This is a genomic window from Comamonas testosteroni TK102 (assembly GCF_000739375.1).
GTDB lineage: Bacteria > Pseudomonadota > Gammaproteobacteria > Burkholderiales > Burkholderiaceae_C > Comamonas > Comamonas brasiliensis.
On sequence record NZ_CP006704.1, the window covers coordinates 3,984,126 to 3,999,001 of the forward strand.

The following is a 14,876-nucleotide window of genomic DNA, read 5'->3' on the forward strand; positions in this document are numbered from 1 at the left end:
CTTAAGGCAGCACTTCCAGAGTCGCGATATAGCCCAGGCGGCGCTCCGTGGCCTTGGCGATGCTGGTCTTCTTGTCCGTGGCATCGGCGTTCAGCCAGAACAGTCCTGCGCGAGGGAACTTGATCTTGACCTGGCCCTTGGCATCGGTCTTGAGCTTCGTGGCATCCACACCGTCGCGGTAGCGAATGCCGTCGGCCACCAGCTCCAGCTCCAGATCCACAGCAGGCTTGCCGTCGATCTGAAATTCGAAAGTCGCCTCTTCGCTGGCCACCAGATCATTGGGGTGGGTCACGGGCTTGAGTTCCAGGCCCTTGCCGGTCAGCGCCAGTGCCGAGGGCTTGCCCAGGGACACAAAGGTTTCCATGCGACGCAGGTTCTCGGTCACGCGCACTTCCTTGGCATCGGCAGGAATCTGCTTGAGCACTTCTTCCACCGAGCCACGCAGGCGCTTGGGCTGGCCGTTGGCATCCTTGTAGCCGCCCATCACGCCGGTCATCAGCATGGTGACGCGGTAGGTACCTGTCTTCTCGGGCTTGAAGTCGAACATGCTGCGCAGCTCGCCCTTGGCCACATTCTTCATTTCCACCGCCGCACCATCGGGCGCGGTCACCTTGACGGCCTCCAGACCCAACGGACGATGGTTGAAGAAGAACACATCGTTGGACACGGCGGCATCCACCGTGACCCAGTCAGACTTGGACAGCACGGTGCTGGAAGGCTTGAACCACAGATCATGCGCCTGAGCGCCCAGGGCAGCCAGAGCCAGAGTTGCAGCGACGATGGCGCGAGTTTGGAACTTCATATCAGGTCCTTGAAAACAGAAAGGGTGACAAATCCGAAAATGAGGCGATGCCCAGGCCAGGAACACCGAACAAGAGCCGCCTCGCAGCGAAGGTGCTGCCCCTCTCCGCGAAGCAGAGAGGGGGAAGGCGCGGGGCCGCCTAGGCCAAGCGCCTCAGAGGGCGATCAAGGCTTCAATTCCAGCTTGATCGCGCCCAGCTCGGTGCTGCCATTGGCGCTCAGGCTGGTGGCCTGCTTGACGGGCCACTCGAAGGGAATGGATACCAGCTCGCGGCCGCCGACTTCACGGGCGGCTTCCACCATCAGCTTGTACTGACCGGGAGCCAGCTGGGGCAGCGGGTTCTTGCCTTCGGCAAAGGACAGCGCATGGCTGCCCACGGGCTTGGTCGGCTGGGTCACACCGTCGATGGGGAAGCTCAGCTCACGGCCCGTACGGCGCCACCACTGGCGCATGTCCTTGAGCCACTTGGTGCCCTCGGCATTCTTCATCTTTGCGTCGTACCAGACGGACAGATTGGCGGCCACGCCGCCATCGGCCTTTTCCAGCCACACAGCAACATAGGGCTTGTGGTATTCGGCCACCTGCAACTGGGGCACGGTCACCGCCACATTCATGCCGCCCGCGAGTGCCGGCAGGCCCACCACGGCGCTCAATGCCACCGAGGTTTTGAAAATCCGCTTAGCCATTTTCTCTTCCTTCACAAAATTCTTGGACTCAGTGCACGAGCAGCAGAACCAGCAGGGCCGGCAGCACCAGCCCCAGACCCACCATGGGCCAGGTCATCGGCCGGCGCTGTGCATGCATCTTCAGAATCAGCAGACCCGTGATGCAGAACACCAGGCAACCGACCGCAAAGATGTCGATGAACAAGCTCCAGGCACCGCCGGTATTACGCCCCTTGTGCAAGTCGTTGAGGTAGGAGATCCAGCCCCGGTCGGTCTTCTCGTACTCGACCGAGCCCTCCTTCAGGTCCACGCGCAGCCAGGCATCGCCGCCCGGGCGCGGCATGGGCACATAGGCCTCGTCCTCGCTCCATTCCACGGCAAAGCCCTTGGCACTGACCTTGATCTGCTGAGCCAGCCAACCATCCACATCGGCAGGCATACCCACCGCATCCTTGCCGGCAGCCAGCAAGCCCTGCTTCTGGGCTTGCTGGAGCTTTTCGAGCAATTCCGGGGGCAGCTGTGCGTCACGCGATTCGACCTTGGGCTTGGACTCGATCTGCCCGGCGTGATTCAGGGTGAACCCCGTCACGGCAAACAGCAGCATGCCGATCAGACAGATGGCGGAGCTGATCCAGTGCCACTCATGTAATTTTTTGAGCCAATACGCCCGCTGCGGAGCGTTGGAGGAAGCCGCGGTCATTCAGAACTTTCTGGGATTGCATCGCCGCCGGGCCGAACCGGCCTGCGCGACATCGCGCCACAAGGCCCGGCCTTGGGTACACGGCAAGGCGGCATTCTAGTTGCGCAAAATTCTAAATGCATATCACTTCTATTTACTTTACCTGGCGTAAACAAAGCGCCCGGTCATGACCAGGGTCATTGAGCCGTCCCGAGAACCCACGGCGGCGCGGGTCCCACGCCCTCGCATAGCCGCCTCGCATCCTATTCTGTTGCCCTGCTGCAACAAAACGTAGGGTATCCGCAGCCATTATTGAATGGTATCGAGAATTATTATCAATATCACCTAGAATCCGCACGCTTTTTCAAAAATCGACTCTTCATCAAAAGCATGTCCAACCACTATCTGACCCCCACTGACTCCAACGGCTTGCGCTGCGAGCTCAAGCAAATCGTGATTGCCGCAGGCCTGTGCCTGATTGGTGCCAGCGCGATGGCTCAGCAGGAAACCACCTTGTCCACCGTGAATGTGGAAGCCGCGGCCGACGCCAGCTTCAAGACCGAAGCCAGCCCCCAGGGCAAGTTCACCGCGCCCCTGCTGGACACGCCCAAGACCGTTCAGGTCATCAATGAAGAGATCATCAAGCAGACCGGTGCCACCAGCCTGCAGGATGCTCTGCGCTCCACCCCCGGCATCACCTTCGGCAACGGCGAAGGTGGCAACCCCACCGGCGACCAGCCCTTCATCCGCGGCATGGACGCCCAGTCCAGCACCTTTGTGGACGGCATGCGTGACATCGCTTCCGGCACGCGCGAGTTGTTCAACGTGGAATCCGTGGAAGTCATCAAGGGCGCGGACTCGGCCTACGCCGGTCGTGGCGGCGCCGGCGGCTCCATCAACATCACCACCAAGAAGGCCAAGAACGAGAATTTCATCTCCGGCGATGTGGGCCTGGGCACCGACAACTACCTGCGCGGCACCCTGGACATCAACCGCAAGATCAACGAGGCCACCGGCATTCGTCTGAACGCCATGGGTCACAGCGCCGACGTTCCGGGTCGCAACGGCCCCGACAACAAGCGCTGGGGCATTGCCCCCACCGTGACCTTCGGCATGGGCACCCCCACCGAAGTGACCCTGTCCTGGCAGCATCTGCAGACCGACAGCATGCCCGATGGCGGCGTGCCTTATCTGTACAGCAATGCCGCCATGGCCAAGCTGGCCGGCGGCTCGACGGTTCGCCCCAGCTATGGCAGCAACAGCGCCAACTGGTACGGCATGAACAACCGTGACTACCAGAAGGAAAAGAGCGATCTGTTCACGGCCTCGGTGGAACACAAGTTCACCGACACCAACAAGATCCGCAACAGCCTGCGCTACAGCAAGAGCAAGCAGGACTATGTCTGGACCCAGCCCGACGACTCCAAGGGCAACGTTCTCAACGGCTATGTCTGGCGCCGCGGCAACTTCCGCTTCTCCGATGTGGAAACCCTGCAGAACGTGACCGAGTTCACCGGCAAGGAGCAGACCGGCTCCATCGGCCACAGCTATGCCTTCGGCCTGGAGCTGTCCAAGGAAAAGTCCGATGCCCAGTCCGGCGCCATACAAGACGGCACCACCAGCACTTGCACATCACTCAATATGTGGTGCACCTCGCTGAACAATCCCGATGCCTCCACGCCCTGGAACTACGCCTGGGACAAGGGTCGCACCACCCGCAACAAGATCGACACCGTTGCGATCTATGGCTTCGACACCTTGAAGTTCAATGAGCAATGGCTGCTCAATGCGGGCCTGCGCGTCGACCACTACAAGACATCGACTGCGGCTCCTGACTACACCAACCCCATCACCAACGCCAAGTCTGCCGCCTTCGACTACTCTCGCAGCGACACCTTGTTCAACTACCAGCTGGGTCTGGTCTACAAGCCCGCCGCCAATGGCAGCATCTACGCCAATATCGGCACCTCCTCGCGTCCCGGCGGCTCGACCCTGGGCAACGGCAGCGAAGATCTGGCCATCACCTCCGATGCGCTGGCCAATCTGAAGCCCGAGAAAACCCGCTCCATGGAGCTGGGCACCAAGTGGGATCTGCTGGACAAGAACCTGGGCCTGACTGCCGCCATCTTCCGCAACAACGTCACCAATGTCCGTATCACCGATGGCACTGGTGCCGTCTTCATGGGTGGCGACAAGGTGGTCAACGGTCTGGAGCTGGGCTTCACCGGCCGCATCCTGTCCAACCTGAGCGTCTTCGGCGGCTATACCTATATGGATAGCGAGCAGAAGAACGCTGGACAGACCTGCTCCGGCACGCCTCTCAAATGCGTCACCTCGGCCGCCAACGGTCAGGCCTTCATCAACACGCCCAAGCACAGCTTCAGCCTGTGGACCAGCTACAAGCCCATGCCCAAGCTGACCCTGGGTCTGGGCGTCTATGCGCAAAGCAGCGTCAATGCAGCCTATGCATACAGCAATTCTGGCGGCATCGTGACCAAGGGCGTCGGCGGCTACACCCGCTTTGACGCGATGATGGCCTACCAGATCGACAAGAATCTGGCCTTCCAGCTGAATGTCTTCAACCTGGGCGACAAGGTCTACTACAGCGGCGTGCGTTCACCCCACTACGCCACCATGGCTGCCGGCCGCTCTGCCGTGGCTTCGCTCAAGTTCACGTACTGATGCAAGCCCTGCCTGCGCTTGATCTGGCGCAGGCTTGCTGCAAACCATGCCCCGAAGCCCCGCAGGCTCCTGATGCCAGCGGGGCTTTTTACATGCACACTTGGCGGGTCAAGCGCATTGCCGCTGGCTCGCAAAGTCTGATTTGCCATCAAAACCATAGCTTCTTGCGCCCGCCTACAAACGTTTTCAAGTCAAAAATCCACTGAAAACAATAATTAACAAGCGCTACCAGCTATGGTTATTGATGTAACCACGATCATCCACAGATAGATATCGCCTCACTCCTGCCATGCTGCTACGCATCCCCAGCCTGCTCACTCCCGATGAAGTACGCCACTGCCGCCAGGCGCTGGAAGCCGCCAGCTGGCAGGACGGCAAGGCCACAGCCGGTCATGTGGCGGCTCAGGTCAAGAGCAATCTGCAGCTGCCGCTGGACAGCAAGACCGGCCAGCAGATCGGCGACCTGATCCTGGACCGGCTGGGCCGCAACCCCCTGTTCATGTCGGCAGCCCTGCCGCTCAAGGTCTTGCCGCCGCGCTTCAATCGCTACGAGGGCGGAGGCACTTATGGCAACCATATCGACAATGCATTCTTCACCATTCCGGGTACCGCCATCAAGGTCAGAACCGATGTCTCCACCACGGTCTTCTTCAGCGATCCCGACGAATACGAAGGCGGCGAGCTGATGGTGGAAGATACCTTCGGCCAGCAAGGCGTGAAACTGGCGGCCGGCGATGCCATCGTCTACCCCGGCACCAGCCTGCACCGCGTCAACCCCGTCACGCGCGGCACGCGCTATGCATCGTTCTTCTGGACGCACAGCCTGGTCAAGTCGGCGGAGCAGCGCCGTCTGCTGTTCGATCTGGACCAGAGCATTCAGCAACTCACCCAGGAGCAGCCCGAACACCCGCGCGTCGCCGCCCTCTCGGGCACTTATCACAATCTGTTGCGCATGTGGTCTGAAAGCTAGCCCCCGGGGGACGACAGCCTGCGCTGCTGGGCAGGCCTTGCCAGCTGCCCCCCCTGCACCGTGCCTGCTCTGCCGCCCCATCCCCCTCCAACCGGCTTGATTTATGACTGTTGAACGTTTGAATGCCGCAGGCCAGCCCGTCAAACCGCCACTGCCGCAGATTTCCGCGCAGATAGGCTCCCTGGCGGACTACGCCCGGCTGGCGCGCGAGCATATGGAAGCCCACTCCTGGGCGCATATCGAAAGCGGCGCCGATCAGGGGCTGACGCTGGCACATAACAGGCAGGCGTTTGACCGCTTTCGCCTCTGCCCGGAACCGCTGGCCGATCTGTCAGATGCCCATACGCGGCAAAGCCTGCTGGGCCGGAGTCTGGACTGGCCGTTGCTGCTGGCACCTGTAGCCTATCAACAGCTGGCGCATCCCGAAGGCGAACTCGCCACGGCACGCGCGGCCATGGCCATGCGCACCGGCATGGTGGTCAGCACCCTGTCCAGTTACACCCTGGAAGCCATTGCCCAGGCCGCACAAGCCGCAGCCCAGGAGCTGGGGCGCAGCGGCCCGCTCTGGTTTCAGCTCTACCAGCAGGCGGCACGCGAGCACACGCTGCAGCTGATCCGGCGTGCCGAAGACGCCGGTTATCAGGCACTGGTCTGGACGGTGGACGCCCATATCAAACGCTCCAGCTACCCGCTGCCGCCAGGCGTAGAGGCCGTCAATCTGCACGGCATGCCCAGGCAGAGCCAGAGTGGCGATCTGATGAGCGAGCATATTCTGTTCGGCTCCGAGCTGGCCCGAGGCGCCCCCACCTGGGACGACCTGGTCTGGCTGCGCCAGCAAACCCGGCTGCCGCTGATCGTCAAGGGCCTGCTCTCGGCCCGCGCCGCCGCGAAAGCCGTGGAACTGGGGGCCGATGCCATTGTGGTCTCCAACCATGGCGGGCGCGTGCTGGACAGCGCCGTCTCCGCCCTGGAAGTGCTGCCTGCCATACGCGAGGCCACGCCTGCCCATATCCCGCTGCTGATGGATGGCGGCGTGCGTCAGGGAACCGATGTGCTCAAGGCCATCGCCCTGGGCGCCAGTGCCGTGCTGCTGGGACGGCCCCAGATGCATGCCCTGGCAGTGGCCGGGATGCTGGGCGTGGCCCATATGCTGTATTTGCTGCGCGCCGAGCTGGAACTGGCCATGGCGCAGACAGGCTGCGCCAGCCTCGATCAGATCGGGCCCGGGCTCTTAACCACTTGCTGAATGTGCGTAATTTGGCGGCATGCATTGCAAATGCGATGGATTCTCATTTATACTCCGCCTATTGCATCAATAGCCAGCAACAACTGCCTGTAGCCATGATCGTCTGTGTATGCCGCCGGGTTTCTGACCGAGAAATAGCACGCCACGCGCATGCGGGGATGAGCTTTGACGAAATCCAGTTTGAATTGGGCGTTGCCACACAATGCGGGCGCTGCGAAGGCTGCGCACGCGATGTCGTCGCCCAGTGCAGTGCCAGTCATCCGATCGCGGCCATCCACAACGAAGCGCAATCCCGCGCGTCGATGCAGACGGTTCAGCTTGCCACCAATATCCTGGAAAGCAAAGCATGGCCCACCTCTCCGTCCTCTCAGCCGTCTTCGGCAGTCTGATCCTCGTGATGGTATGCACCTGGTGGATCCTGCGTGAATGATGCGTTCCTGTCTGCGTGCCCTGTTTCCTGTGCCTGCTATTGCCGGTTGACCAGCGCTTCTCCTTTCTGATTCCAGCCTGCGCTGGTTGCTCTTCTCGCTCTTATGTCCCAGTCTGATCGATTTGCACCTGCCAGCGGCCCAAGCCGCAATATGGCAGTTGCTGGTGCTGTGGTGGTTGCGCATGCTGCTGCCCTGTGGGCCATGCAACATGGTCTGGCACAGCAAAAGCTGCCAGAGGTAGTGATTCCCGCCAGCGTGATTGCCCAGTTTGTGGCACCGCCTGCCGCCGAACCCACCCCGCCGGCTCCGCCTCCGCCCCCCAAGCCTCCTGCACCAGCGCCCAAACCCGTACCCAAGCCACAGCCCAAGCCCGAGATCAAGAAGGCTCCGCTGCCCAAGGCCATCAAGGATCCAACGCCGGCACCGGCCGCGCCTCAGGGCGCCCTGGAGAACAGCGACAGCAAACCGGACAAGACGCCGCCAGCGCCACCCGCGCCCCCGGCTCCTCCAGCCCCGCCCGCACCTCCGGCACCACCAGCTCCGCCCAAGATCGAGCAGCCATCGAGCAATGCGGCCTATCTGAACAACCCCGCTCCCGCTTATCCTTCGGTCAGCAAGCGCATGGGTGAACAAGGCAAGGTGCTGCTGCGCGTCTATATCAACGAGCAGGGCCAGCCCGAGAAAATCGAAATCAAGCAGTCCAGCGGCTTTGACCGTCTGGATGAAGCGGCCGTCAATACCGTGCGCCAGTGGAAGTTTGTCCCCGGCAAGCGCAACGGCGTGGCCGAACCCATGTGGCACATCGTGCCCATCAACTTTGTTCTCAAATAAATCTGCAGTTCTCAGGAGTACCCATGGAATCCCAATTCGGCATTGCCCACGTCTGGACACAGGGCGACTTCGTGACCAAAGGCGTGGCCATCATCTTGCTGGTCATGTCGGTGGCCTCTTGGCTGGTCATCGTTCTCAAGGCCCTGGATATCGTGAAATTCAAGAAGTTCGCCACCCAGGCGCAGGACTTCTGGCACAGCCCCGATCTGGCCACCGGCCTGGAAAAGCTCGGTGACGACAAGCAGAACCCCTTCCGCTTCATGGTGCTCGAAGGCCGTGAAGCCTCGGCTCACCACCGCAAGACCAGCGTCCATCTGCATGACACACTGGACATCAGCGACTGGGTGACACGCTGCCTGCGCAACGGCATCAACGAATTCACTGCCCGCCTGCAATCCGGTCTGGCGATTCTGGCTTCCGTGGGCTCCACCGCCCCCTTCATCGGCCTGTTCGGTACCGTCTGGGGCATCTACCACGCACTGGTGGCCATCGGCATGTCGGGTCAGTCCTCCATCGACAAGGTGGCCGGCCCCATCGGCGAAGCGCTGATCATGACCGCACTGGGTCTGGCCGTCGCCATCCCTGCCGTGCTGGGCTACAACGCCCTGGTACGCGGCAACAAGGGCATTCTGAATGCACTGAACAGCTTTGCCCACGACGTGCACGCCTATTTCGTGACCGGTGCCCGCGTTTCCGTGGACGGTCAGATTTCCGGCAATGTGCTGCCCCTGAAGAAAGGCGCCTAAGCCATGTCGTTCGGAACCATGGATGATGGGGACAGCGATGATGTGATGAACGAAATCAACATGACCCCTCTGGTGGACGTCATGTTGGTGCTGCTCATCATCTTCATCATCACCGTGCCCGTGATGAAGCACTCGGTCAACGTGGACCTGCCCCGCGCCACCAACCAGCCCGAGGACACCAAGCCTGCCACCGTGCAGCTGGGCATCACGGCCGACGGCAAGTATTCCTGGAACGGCCAGGACATCAGCGACGAGCAGCTGGAGACCAATCTCCAGGCCGAAGCCGTCAAGGAGCCTCAGCCCGACCTGCACATCCGCGGCGACAAGGACGTGCGCTACGAACGTGTGGCTCAGGCCATGGCCGCCGCCCAGCGCGCTGGCGTCAAGAAAATCGGCTTTGTGACCGACCCCACCCAGTAAGCGCATGCTTATTCAAAAAACGGCCCTCCGGGGCCGTTTTTTATGACTCGAATGACATCGAGCAATGGCATCCGCATCCCGCCCGCCCAGCTCTTGCACACCATCGCAAGGCAGAAATCCCGGGCTGGCGCACGGACGGACAGATTCCGCCAGAAAATAAACAATGTTTTTTCGCAAATGAGACTAAGTATCACTTGCGTTTCAATTGAGAATTGTTATCATTACACCAGTTTTGAACTTAAGGAATCACGGCATGTCTGCACCGCTTGTTGCGACCTCACAGCCCAACAACCGCAGCTCTTCCTCCATGGCTGCTGCAAATCCCTCAGCCGCTGCCGGCTCCAGCCTGGGCCTGGACAGCGCCCTGCTGCTCAACGGCCAGAAGGCCGTCACCATCCTGCACAATGGCACGCCCTATCGTCTGCAGGCCACCAAGCTGGGCAAGCTCATCCTGACCAAATAGACCGTTTCATCGTGGGGCGACACCGCAAGTGTCGATTCGCCAGCCATAGTCGTTGCAGAGCACCTGCCCTCTCTTGTGCCCACACTTCACATAGCCACGCGTTTTTTCCTCATTCGCAACCCGCCAAAACAAAACCCCTGCGCGCATCAAGCGGCAGGGGTTTTGTTTTGGCCTCTGCCACCGCAGTGGCAGAAATCAAGCGCGATTACAGACCCAGGGCCGCAATGCCGGCCTTGGCAACCTGTGCGTCTTCATTGGCCTTCACGCCGGAGACACCCACGGCGCCCAGCACCTGGCCGTCCTTGACGATGGCCACGCCACCTTCGAGCAGACCGTCCACAAAGGGAGCGCTCAGAAAAGCGGTACGACCGTTGTTGATCATGTCTTCGAAAGCCTTGGTGTCCTTGCGGCCCACGGCTGCAGAGCGCGCCTTGGCGGGCGCGATATGGGAAGAAATGGGAGCAGCACCATCCATGCGCTGCAACAGCAGCAGATGGCCGCCGTCGTCCACGATGGAGATCGTCACGGGCCAGTTGTTCTTCAGTGCTTCAGCTTCGGCAGCCGCAGCGATGGCTTTCACATCGGCCAGTTCGAGTTCGTGCTTGGTTTTCATGAGATAAAAAGCTCCGTTGGATTGTCAATGCAGCAAGCATATTCTGTACCTTGCAGGCAAAAGTAGATGCGATGTGAAAAACATTCCATCCTAAAACTGCCGCATTGCAACGGGGTATTGCAAAGGCTTCTCAAGACCCCCACCTAGAATGACAATGTTTCAACCCACAATTCCTGAAGGAGGAATGGCTACATGAACGAACAAGTCACCACACTGGGCTCTGCGGGCTACGGTGTCTCGCAGCAAGAGCGCAACCGTGTCTTGCGCAATACCTACTGGCTGCTGGCACTCAGCCTGATCCCCACCGTGCTGGGCGCTTGGCTGGGCGTAGCCACTGGCATGACTCGCGCGCTGACGGGCGGCGTGGGCCTGATCGTGTTCATGGTCGGCGCCTTCGGCTTCATGTTCGCGATCGAGAAGACCAAGCACAGCGCCGCCGGCGTGCCCGTGCTGCTGGCCTTCACCTTCTTCATGGGCCTGATGCTCTCGCGCCTGATCGGCATGATCCTGGGCTTCTCCAACGGCACCCAGCTGATCATGACGGCATTTGCGGGCACCGCTGGCGTGTTCTTCGTGATGGCCATGCTGGCCACCGTGATCAAGCGCGACCTGTCGGGCATGGGCAAGTTCCTGTTCGTGGGCGCTCTGGTGCTGATGGTGGGTGCCATCATCAACGTCTTCGTGGGCTCCACGGCAGGCATGATGGCCATCTCCATGCTGGCTATCGGCATCTTCTCCGCCTATATGCTGTATGACCTCAAGCAGATCATCGATGGCGGCGAGACCAACTACATCAGCGCCACCCTGGCCCTGTACCTGGACCTGTTCAACGTGTTCCAGAGCCTGCTGGCCCTGCTCGGCATCATGGGCGGCGATCGCGACTAAGCCTCGCTGCTGCTCGGTCAAGAAGGAGTGCCTTGCGCACTCCTTTTTGTTTGCAGTAATCTGATGCCGGGCGCGGCCATCGCCGCAATGGAAATTTCAGCCATGGCCTAAATTCCCGGCTGCCGCTGCCGATAAGCAAACAAGATGAAGCCAAACCACCTTCCCCGCGCACTTGCCATTGCCCTGCTGCCTCTGGTACTGGCAGGCTGCAAGATCGAAGACATTCCGGGCCTGGGCCCTGATCCACGCACCGTGGCGCGCGAATCCGAAGCCAAGGCCATTGGCGGCGCCTGTCGGCATGCCATGCGCGGACTGGAAGACTGCTACGTCCTCAACCCCAAGGCACCCAAGGCGCTGGTGTTTGCGGGCTGGAAGGACATGGATGAATACATGCGCTCCAACAAGATCGAAGGCGTGCCTTCCGTGCTGGGACAGAGTGCCGCCGAAAAGCGCGGTGCTGCAGAGCCCGACAACGGCAGCAGCCGTAACCGCAGCTGAAATCGCTGATGGCAGGCCCGGAGCATGAGCTCCTGGCACTGTCACTGAACATCGATCGGCACTGGCCGTAGCAACACTGCTACGGCTTTTTTCATATCCGGCAACCGCCCTGTCCACGCACTCCCGGATGGCATATTTTCTTTGCGTGTATTGAATACAAACAATTCTCATTTATATTCATGAATTATTGATTCCATTCTTAGCTGCACATACGCGCATCCCAGCGACGAGTTCTGTTGTGCTCTCAACCATGGGGACAAGACTGCCGTGCCAGATGATGACTTCAACCAACTACGCCTTGAGCATGAGGCCCTCATGCTGACCTACATGGAAGTGCAGACCCGCTGCACGGCACAGATGCAATCGCTGGCTCGCGAAGTGGAGGCGCTCAAGCGGCAGCTGGTGCACCTCAGGGCCAAAGTCATTGTCCGTGACAGCGCTCTGGCCTGGGAGCGTGAGCAGCGCCACGCGCTGGCCCAGGCCATGGCACTGAATCTGGTGCAAGCCCCGCTTCAAGTACCCCCAGCATCTCAGGCAGCCACGGCAGCCGGCATTGACTGGCCTTTGGTCGAGGCGGCCGACAGCCAGCAGCAGTTGCTGGAGGACAGCCTGCACGCTGCCGATCTGGTGATCTGCCAGACGGGCTGCATCAGTGATGGCGCCTACTGGCGCGTGAAGGATCACTGCAAGCGCACCGGCAAGACCTGCCTGCTGGTGGATCAGCCGAACGCCTTGCGGGTGGTGCGCATTCATCCATCGGGAGAGGACGGAAAAGTCGTGGCAGCCCAAGCCTGCATCGAGGGCGCCTCATGAAAGTCCGCACGACAAACGCCTCGGCTGCCGATTTGCTGTCCGCATGGAAGCGGCACACCCGCACGGCGCTGGCGGCAACGCTGGAGCATCGCCATCTCTCGGCGCAAAAGCACTATCGCCATGCGCAGCAGCTGGGTCTGCAGCTACTCAACGCGGAACCCGGAGACATTGCCGACGATGACCGCGTTGCAGCCTTTGTCGTGGCCCACCTGAATCTGGCGGATGCCTTTGCTGCCGCAGGCCAGCCGGGTTCGTCCTCCGAATGTCTGCATGAAGTGCAGCAGACCCTGATGTCACTGCTGCAGCAGGGCTGTGCCAGCCCTTCCCTGAGTCTGGCGATATACCGTCATCTGCCCCAGCTGCTGGCCGCACGGGCCGGGCACGGTGCAGCAGCCCCTCATGCCGCCGCGGGCGTCTGCGCCTCGACATCCGCTTTCCCTCTCACTCACCCCGCCAGCGACAGGCAGTCCTGCCTTGCCAGCTTCGAGTCCGTGCATTCATCACTGCACTGACCTCTCTCTCACTGCCAAGGCATTCAATCATGAGCTATACCCTGCCCCCACTGGCCTACGACTACGCGGCACTGGAGCCGCATATCGATGCGCAAACCATGGAGATCCACTACTGCAGGCACCATCAGACCTACGTCAACAACCTCAATGCGGCACTCGAAGGCAGCGAGTACGCGCAATGGTCGCTGGACGATCTGCTCGCCAAGGTCGAATCGCTGCCGCAAGCGCTGCGGCAGGCCGTGCGCAACAACGGCGGCGGCCATGCCAATCACAGCCTGTTCTGGCAAGTCATGTCTCCCGGCGGCGGAGGTCTTCCGCAGAACGCTCTTGCAGCAGCCATTGACAAGGACCTTGGCGGCTTCGAGAACTTCAAGACCGAATTCACCAAGGCTGCCATCAGCCGCTTTGGCAGCGGCTGGGCCTGGCTCAGCGTGGACCGCAGCGGCAAGCTGCATGTGGAAAGCAGCGCCAACCAGGACAACCCTCTGATGCTGGGCATTGGCAGCGGCAACACGCCGATTCTGGGCCTGGACGTCTGGGAGCATGCCTATTACCTGAAATACCAGAACCGCCGCCCCGAATACATCGCCGCCTTCTACAACGTGGTGGACTGGAATGAAGTGGCGCGCCGCTTTGCTGCCGCCACCCAGGCTGTCAGGAGCTGAACCATGGGCCCGGACGGACTGCAGACCGCCTCCTCCAGCCAGACGCCCCTGCCGCTCAGGACCAGGCTCGGGCTGCTGATCTCTGCGGCCGGTGCTCTGGTGCTGGCATCCATGGTCTGGAAGCAGCTGCAGACCAATCCCGCAGCACTGAATGCACTGCTAGGCGGAAGCGTAGCGGCACTGGCGACCGCGCTGGGCGCTTTGCCGGTGCTGCTGACCCAACATCCATCCGAGCGCACACAGGACACGCTGTTTGGCTTTGGCGCAGGCGTGATGCTGGCTGCCTGCGCCTTTTCATTGATCCTCCCCGGACTGGAAGCCGCCAAGGCAGCGACCTCGCCCGCCAGCAGCGAATGGCTGAGCGGTGCCTTGATCGGCGCAGCCATCTTGCTCGGAGGTGCAGCCCTGCTGGTCATGGATCGCCTGCTGCCGCACGAGCACTTCATCAAAGGCCGTGAAGGCGCCGATGCCAAGCAGCTGCGGCGCACCTGGCTGTTTGTCATTGCCATCACCCTGCACAATCTTCCGGAGGGTCTGGCCATAGGCGTGGGTTATGCCGCCAATGAGGGGCTGCGTGCCAGCTCGCTGACGCTGGGCATTGCCATCCAGGATGTGCCCGAGGGTTTTGTCGTCGCGGCCTCTTTGCTGGCAGCCGGCTATACCCGCGGTTTTGCAGTGGTGCTGGGGGCTCTGACAGGGTTGATCGAGCCCCTGGGCGCCGTGATCGGCGCCATCGTGGTCAGCAGCTCCACCATGCTGCTGCCCTGGGGTCTTGGCTTCGCCGCTGGTGCCATGCTGTTTGTCATCAGCCACGAAATCATTCCCGAATCGCATCGCAAAGGCCATGAAGCCTGGGCCACCACAGGGCTCATGCTGGGCTTTGTCTTGATGATGATTCTGGACACCACCCTGGGCGGCTGAACTGCGCCATGCCGGCGCAGTTCATGCGCTTGCG

General features: G+C 61.2%; 18 protein-coding genes. 14 read left to right on the forward strand and 4 right to left on the reverse strand.

Annotated features, from left to right (window positions below):
• Position 1: 1 nt before the first annotated feature.
• From O987_RS17990 to O987_RS18000, 3 genes are all read right to left on the reverse strand, one after another.
• A complete protein-coding gene (locus O987_RS17990) occupies positions 2-802 on the reverse strand; it encodes a DUF4198 domain-containing protein (RefSeq protein ID WP_003053554.1) in 801 nt (266 codons plus the stop codon).
• 164 nt (positions 803-966) lie between these two features.
• Positions 967-1,488 carry a DUF2271 domain-containing protein gene (locus O987_RS17995; protein ID WP_003053552.1) on the reverse strand — a complete coding sequence of 174 codons (522 nt, stop codon included), beginning with the start codon at positions 1,486-1,488 and terminating at the stop codon, positions 967-969.
• 28 nt (positions 1,489-1,516) lie between these two features.
• Complete coding sequence (locus tag O987_RS18000) at positions 1,517-2,167, reverse strand: PepSY-associated TM helix domain-containing protein (protein WP_003053550.1); 651 nt, start codon at positions 2,165-2,167, stop codon at positions 1,517-1,519.
• Between the two features lie 369 nt (positions 2,168-2,536).
• Here O987_RS18000 and O987_RS18005 point away from each other — a divergent pair, with 369 nt between their 5' ends.
• The 8 genes from O987_RS18005 to hemP all read left to right on the forward strand — a co-directional run bounded on the left by O987_RS18005 (position 2,537) and on the right by hemP (position 9,935).
• Complete coding sequence (locus O987_RS18005) at positions 2,537-4,828, forward strand: TonB-dependent receptor (RefSeq protein WP_051962208.1); 2,292 nt, start codon at positions 2,537-2,539, stop codon at positions 4,826-4,828.
• A 289-nt stretch (positions 4,829-5,117) separates the two neighbouring features.
• Complete coding sequence (locus O987_RS18010; protein ID WP_019044007.1) at positions 5,118-5,798, forward strand: Fe2+-dependent dioxygenase; 681 nt, start codon at positions 5,118-5,120, stop codon at positions 5,796-5,798.
• 118 nt (positions 5,799-5,916) lie between these two features.
• Positions 5,917-7,044 (forward strand): alpha-hydroxy acid oxidase, encoded by a 1,128-nt coding sequence (locus O987_RS18015; protein WP_034400405.1) that lies wholly within the window; start codon positions 5,917-5,919, stop codon positions 7,042-7,044.
• Positions 7,045-7,139: 95 nt separating this feature from the next.
• Positions 7,140-7,433 carry a (2Fe-2S)-binding protein gene (locus O987_RS18020; RefSeq protein ID WP_029158775.1) on the forward strand — a complete coding sequence of 98 codons (294 nt, stop codon included), beginning with the start codon at positions 7,140-7,142 and terminating at the stop codon, positions 7,431-7,433.
• Positions 7,434-7,577: 144 nt separating this feature from the next.
• Positions 7,578-8,306 (forward strand): energy transducer TonB, encoded by a 729-nt coding sequence (locus O987_RS18025; RefSeq protein WP_019044004.1) that lies wholly within the window; start codon positions 7,578-7,580, stop codon positions 8,304-8,306.
• 23 nt (positions 8,307-8,329) lie between these two features.
• Complete coding sequence (locus tag O987_RS18030) at positions 8,330-9,052, forward strand: MotA/TolQ/ExbB proton channel family protein (protein WP_003053540.1); 723 nt, start codon at positions 8,330-8,332, stop codon at positions 9,050-9,052.
• Positions 9,053-9,055: 3 nt separating this feature from the next.
• Positions 9,056-9,472, forward strand: coding sequence for an ExbD/TolR family protein (locus tag O987_RS18035; protein ID WP_003053538.1), 417 nt, complete (start codon positions 9,056-9,058; stop codon positions 9,470-9,472).
• A 253-nt stretch (positions 9,473-9,725) separates the two neighbouring features.
• Positions 9,726-9,935, forward strand: a complete 210-nt coding sequence (hemP, locus tag O987_RS18040) for a hemin uptake protein HemP (protein WP_003053537.1) — start codon at positions 9,726-9,728, stop codon at positions 9,933-9,935.
• Between the two features lie 205 nt (positions 9,936-10,140).
• Here hemP and O987_RS18045 read toward each other — a convergent pair whose 3' ends face one another.
• Positions 10,141-10,548 carry a GlcG/HbpS family heme-binding protein gene (locus O987_RS18045; RefSeq protein WP_003053536.1) on the reverse strand — a complete coding sequence of 136 codons (408 nt, stop codon included), beginning with the start codon at positions 10,546-10,548 and terminating at the stop codon, positions 10,141-10,143.
• A 192-nt stretch (positions 10,549-10,740) separates the two neighbouring features.
• On the opposite strand from O987_RS18045, the gene O987_RS18050 reads away from it, so the two are divergent.
• The 6 genes from O987_RS18050 (at position 10,741) to O987_RS18075 (ending at position 14,842) form a co-directional block, all read left to right on the forward strand.
• Entirely contained in the window at positions 10,741-11,433 is a 693-nt protein-coding gene (locus O987_RS18050) for a Bax inhibitor-1/YccA family protein (RefSeq protein ID WP_003053535.1), read from the forward strand.
• Positions 11,434-11,577: 144 nt separating this feature from the next.
• Complete coding sequence (locus O987_RS18055; protein ID WP_043373883.1) at positions 11,578-11,931, forward strand: hypothetical protein; 354 nt, start codon at positions 11,578-11,580, stop codon at positions 11,929-11,931.
• A gap of 315 nt (positions 11,932-12,246) precedes the next feature.
• A complete protein-coding gene (locus tag O987_RS18060; RefSeq protein ID WP_043373885.1) occupies positions 12,247-12,744 on the forward strand; it encodes a DUF2325 domain-containing protein in 498 nt (165 codons plus the stop codon).
• Entirely contained in the window at positions 12,741-13,256 is a 516-nt protein-coding gene (locus O987_RS18065) for a hypothetical protein (protein ID WP_019044001.1), read from the forward strand. The genes O987_RS18060 and O987_RS18065 overlap by 4 nt, the downstream gene beginning before the upstream one ends.
• Before the next feature lie 29 nt (positions 13,257-13,285).
• Positions 13,286-13,921: a superoxide dismutase gene (locus O987_RS18070; protein WP_043373887.1), complete on the forward strand. Its 636-nt coding sequence runs from the start codon at positions 13,286-13,288 to the stop codon at positions 13,919-13,921.
• 3 nt (positions 13,922-13,924) lie between these two features.
• Complete coding sequence (locus tag O987_RS18075) at positions 13,925-14,842, forward strand: ZIP family metal transporter (protein ID WP_019043999.1); 918 nt, start codon at positions 13,925-13,927, stop codon at positions 14,840-14,842.
• The last annotated feature ends 34 nt before the right edge of the window (positions 14,843-14,876 follow it).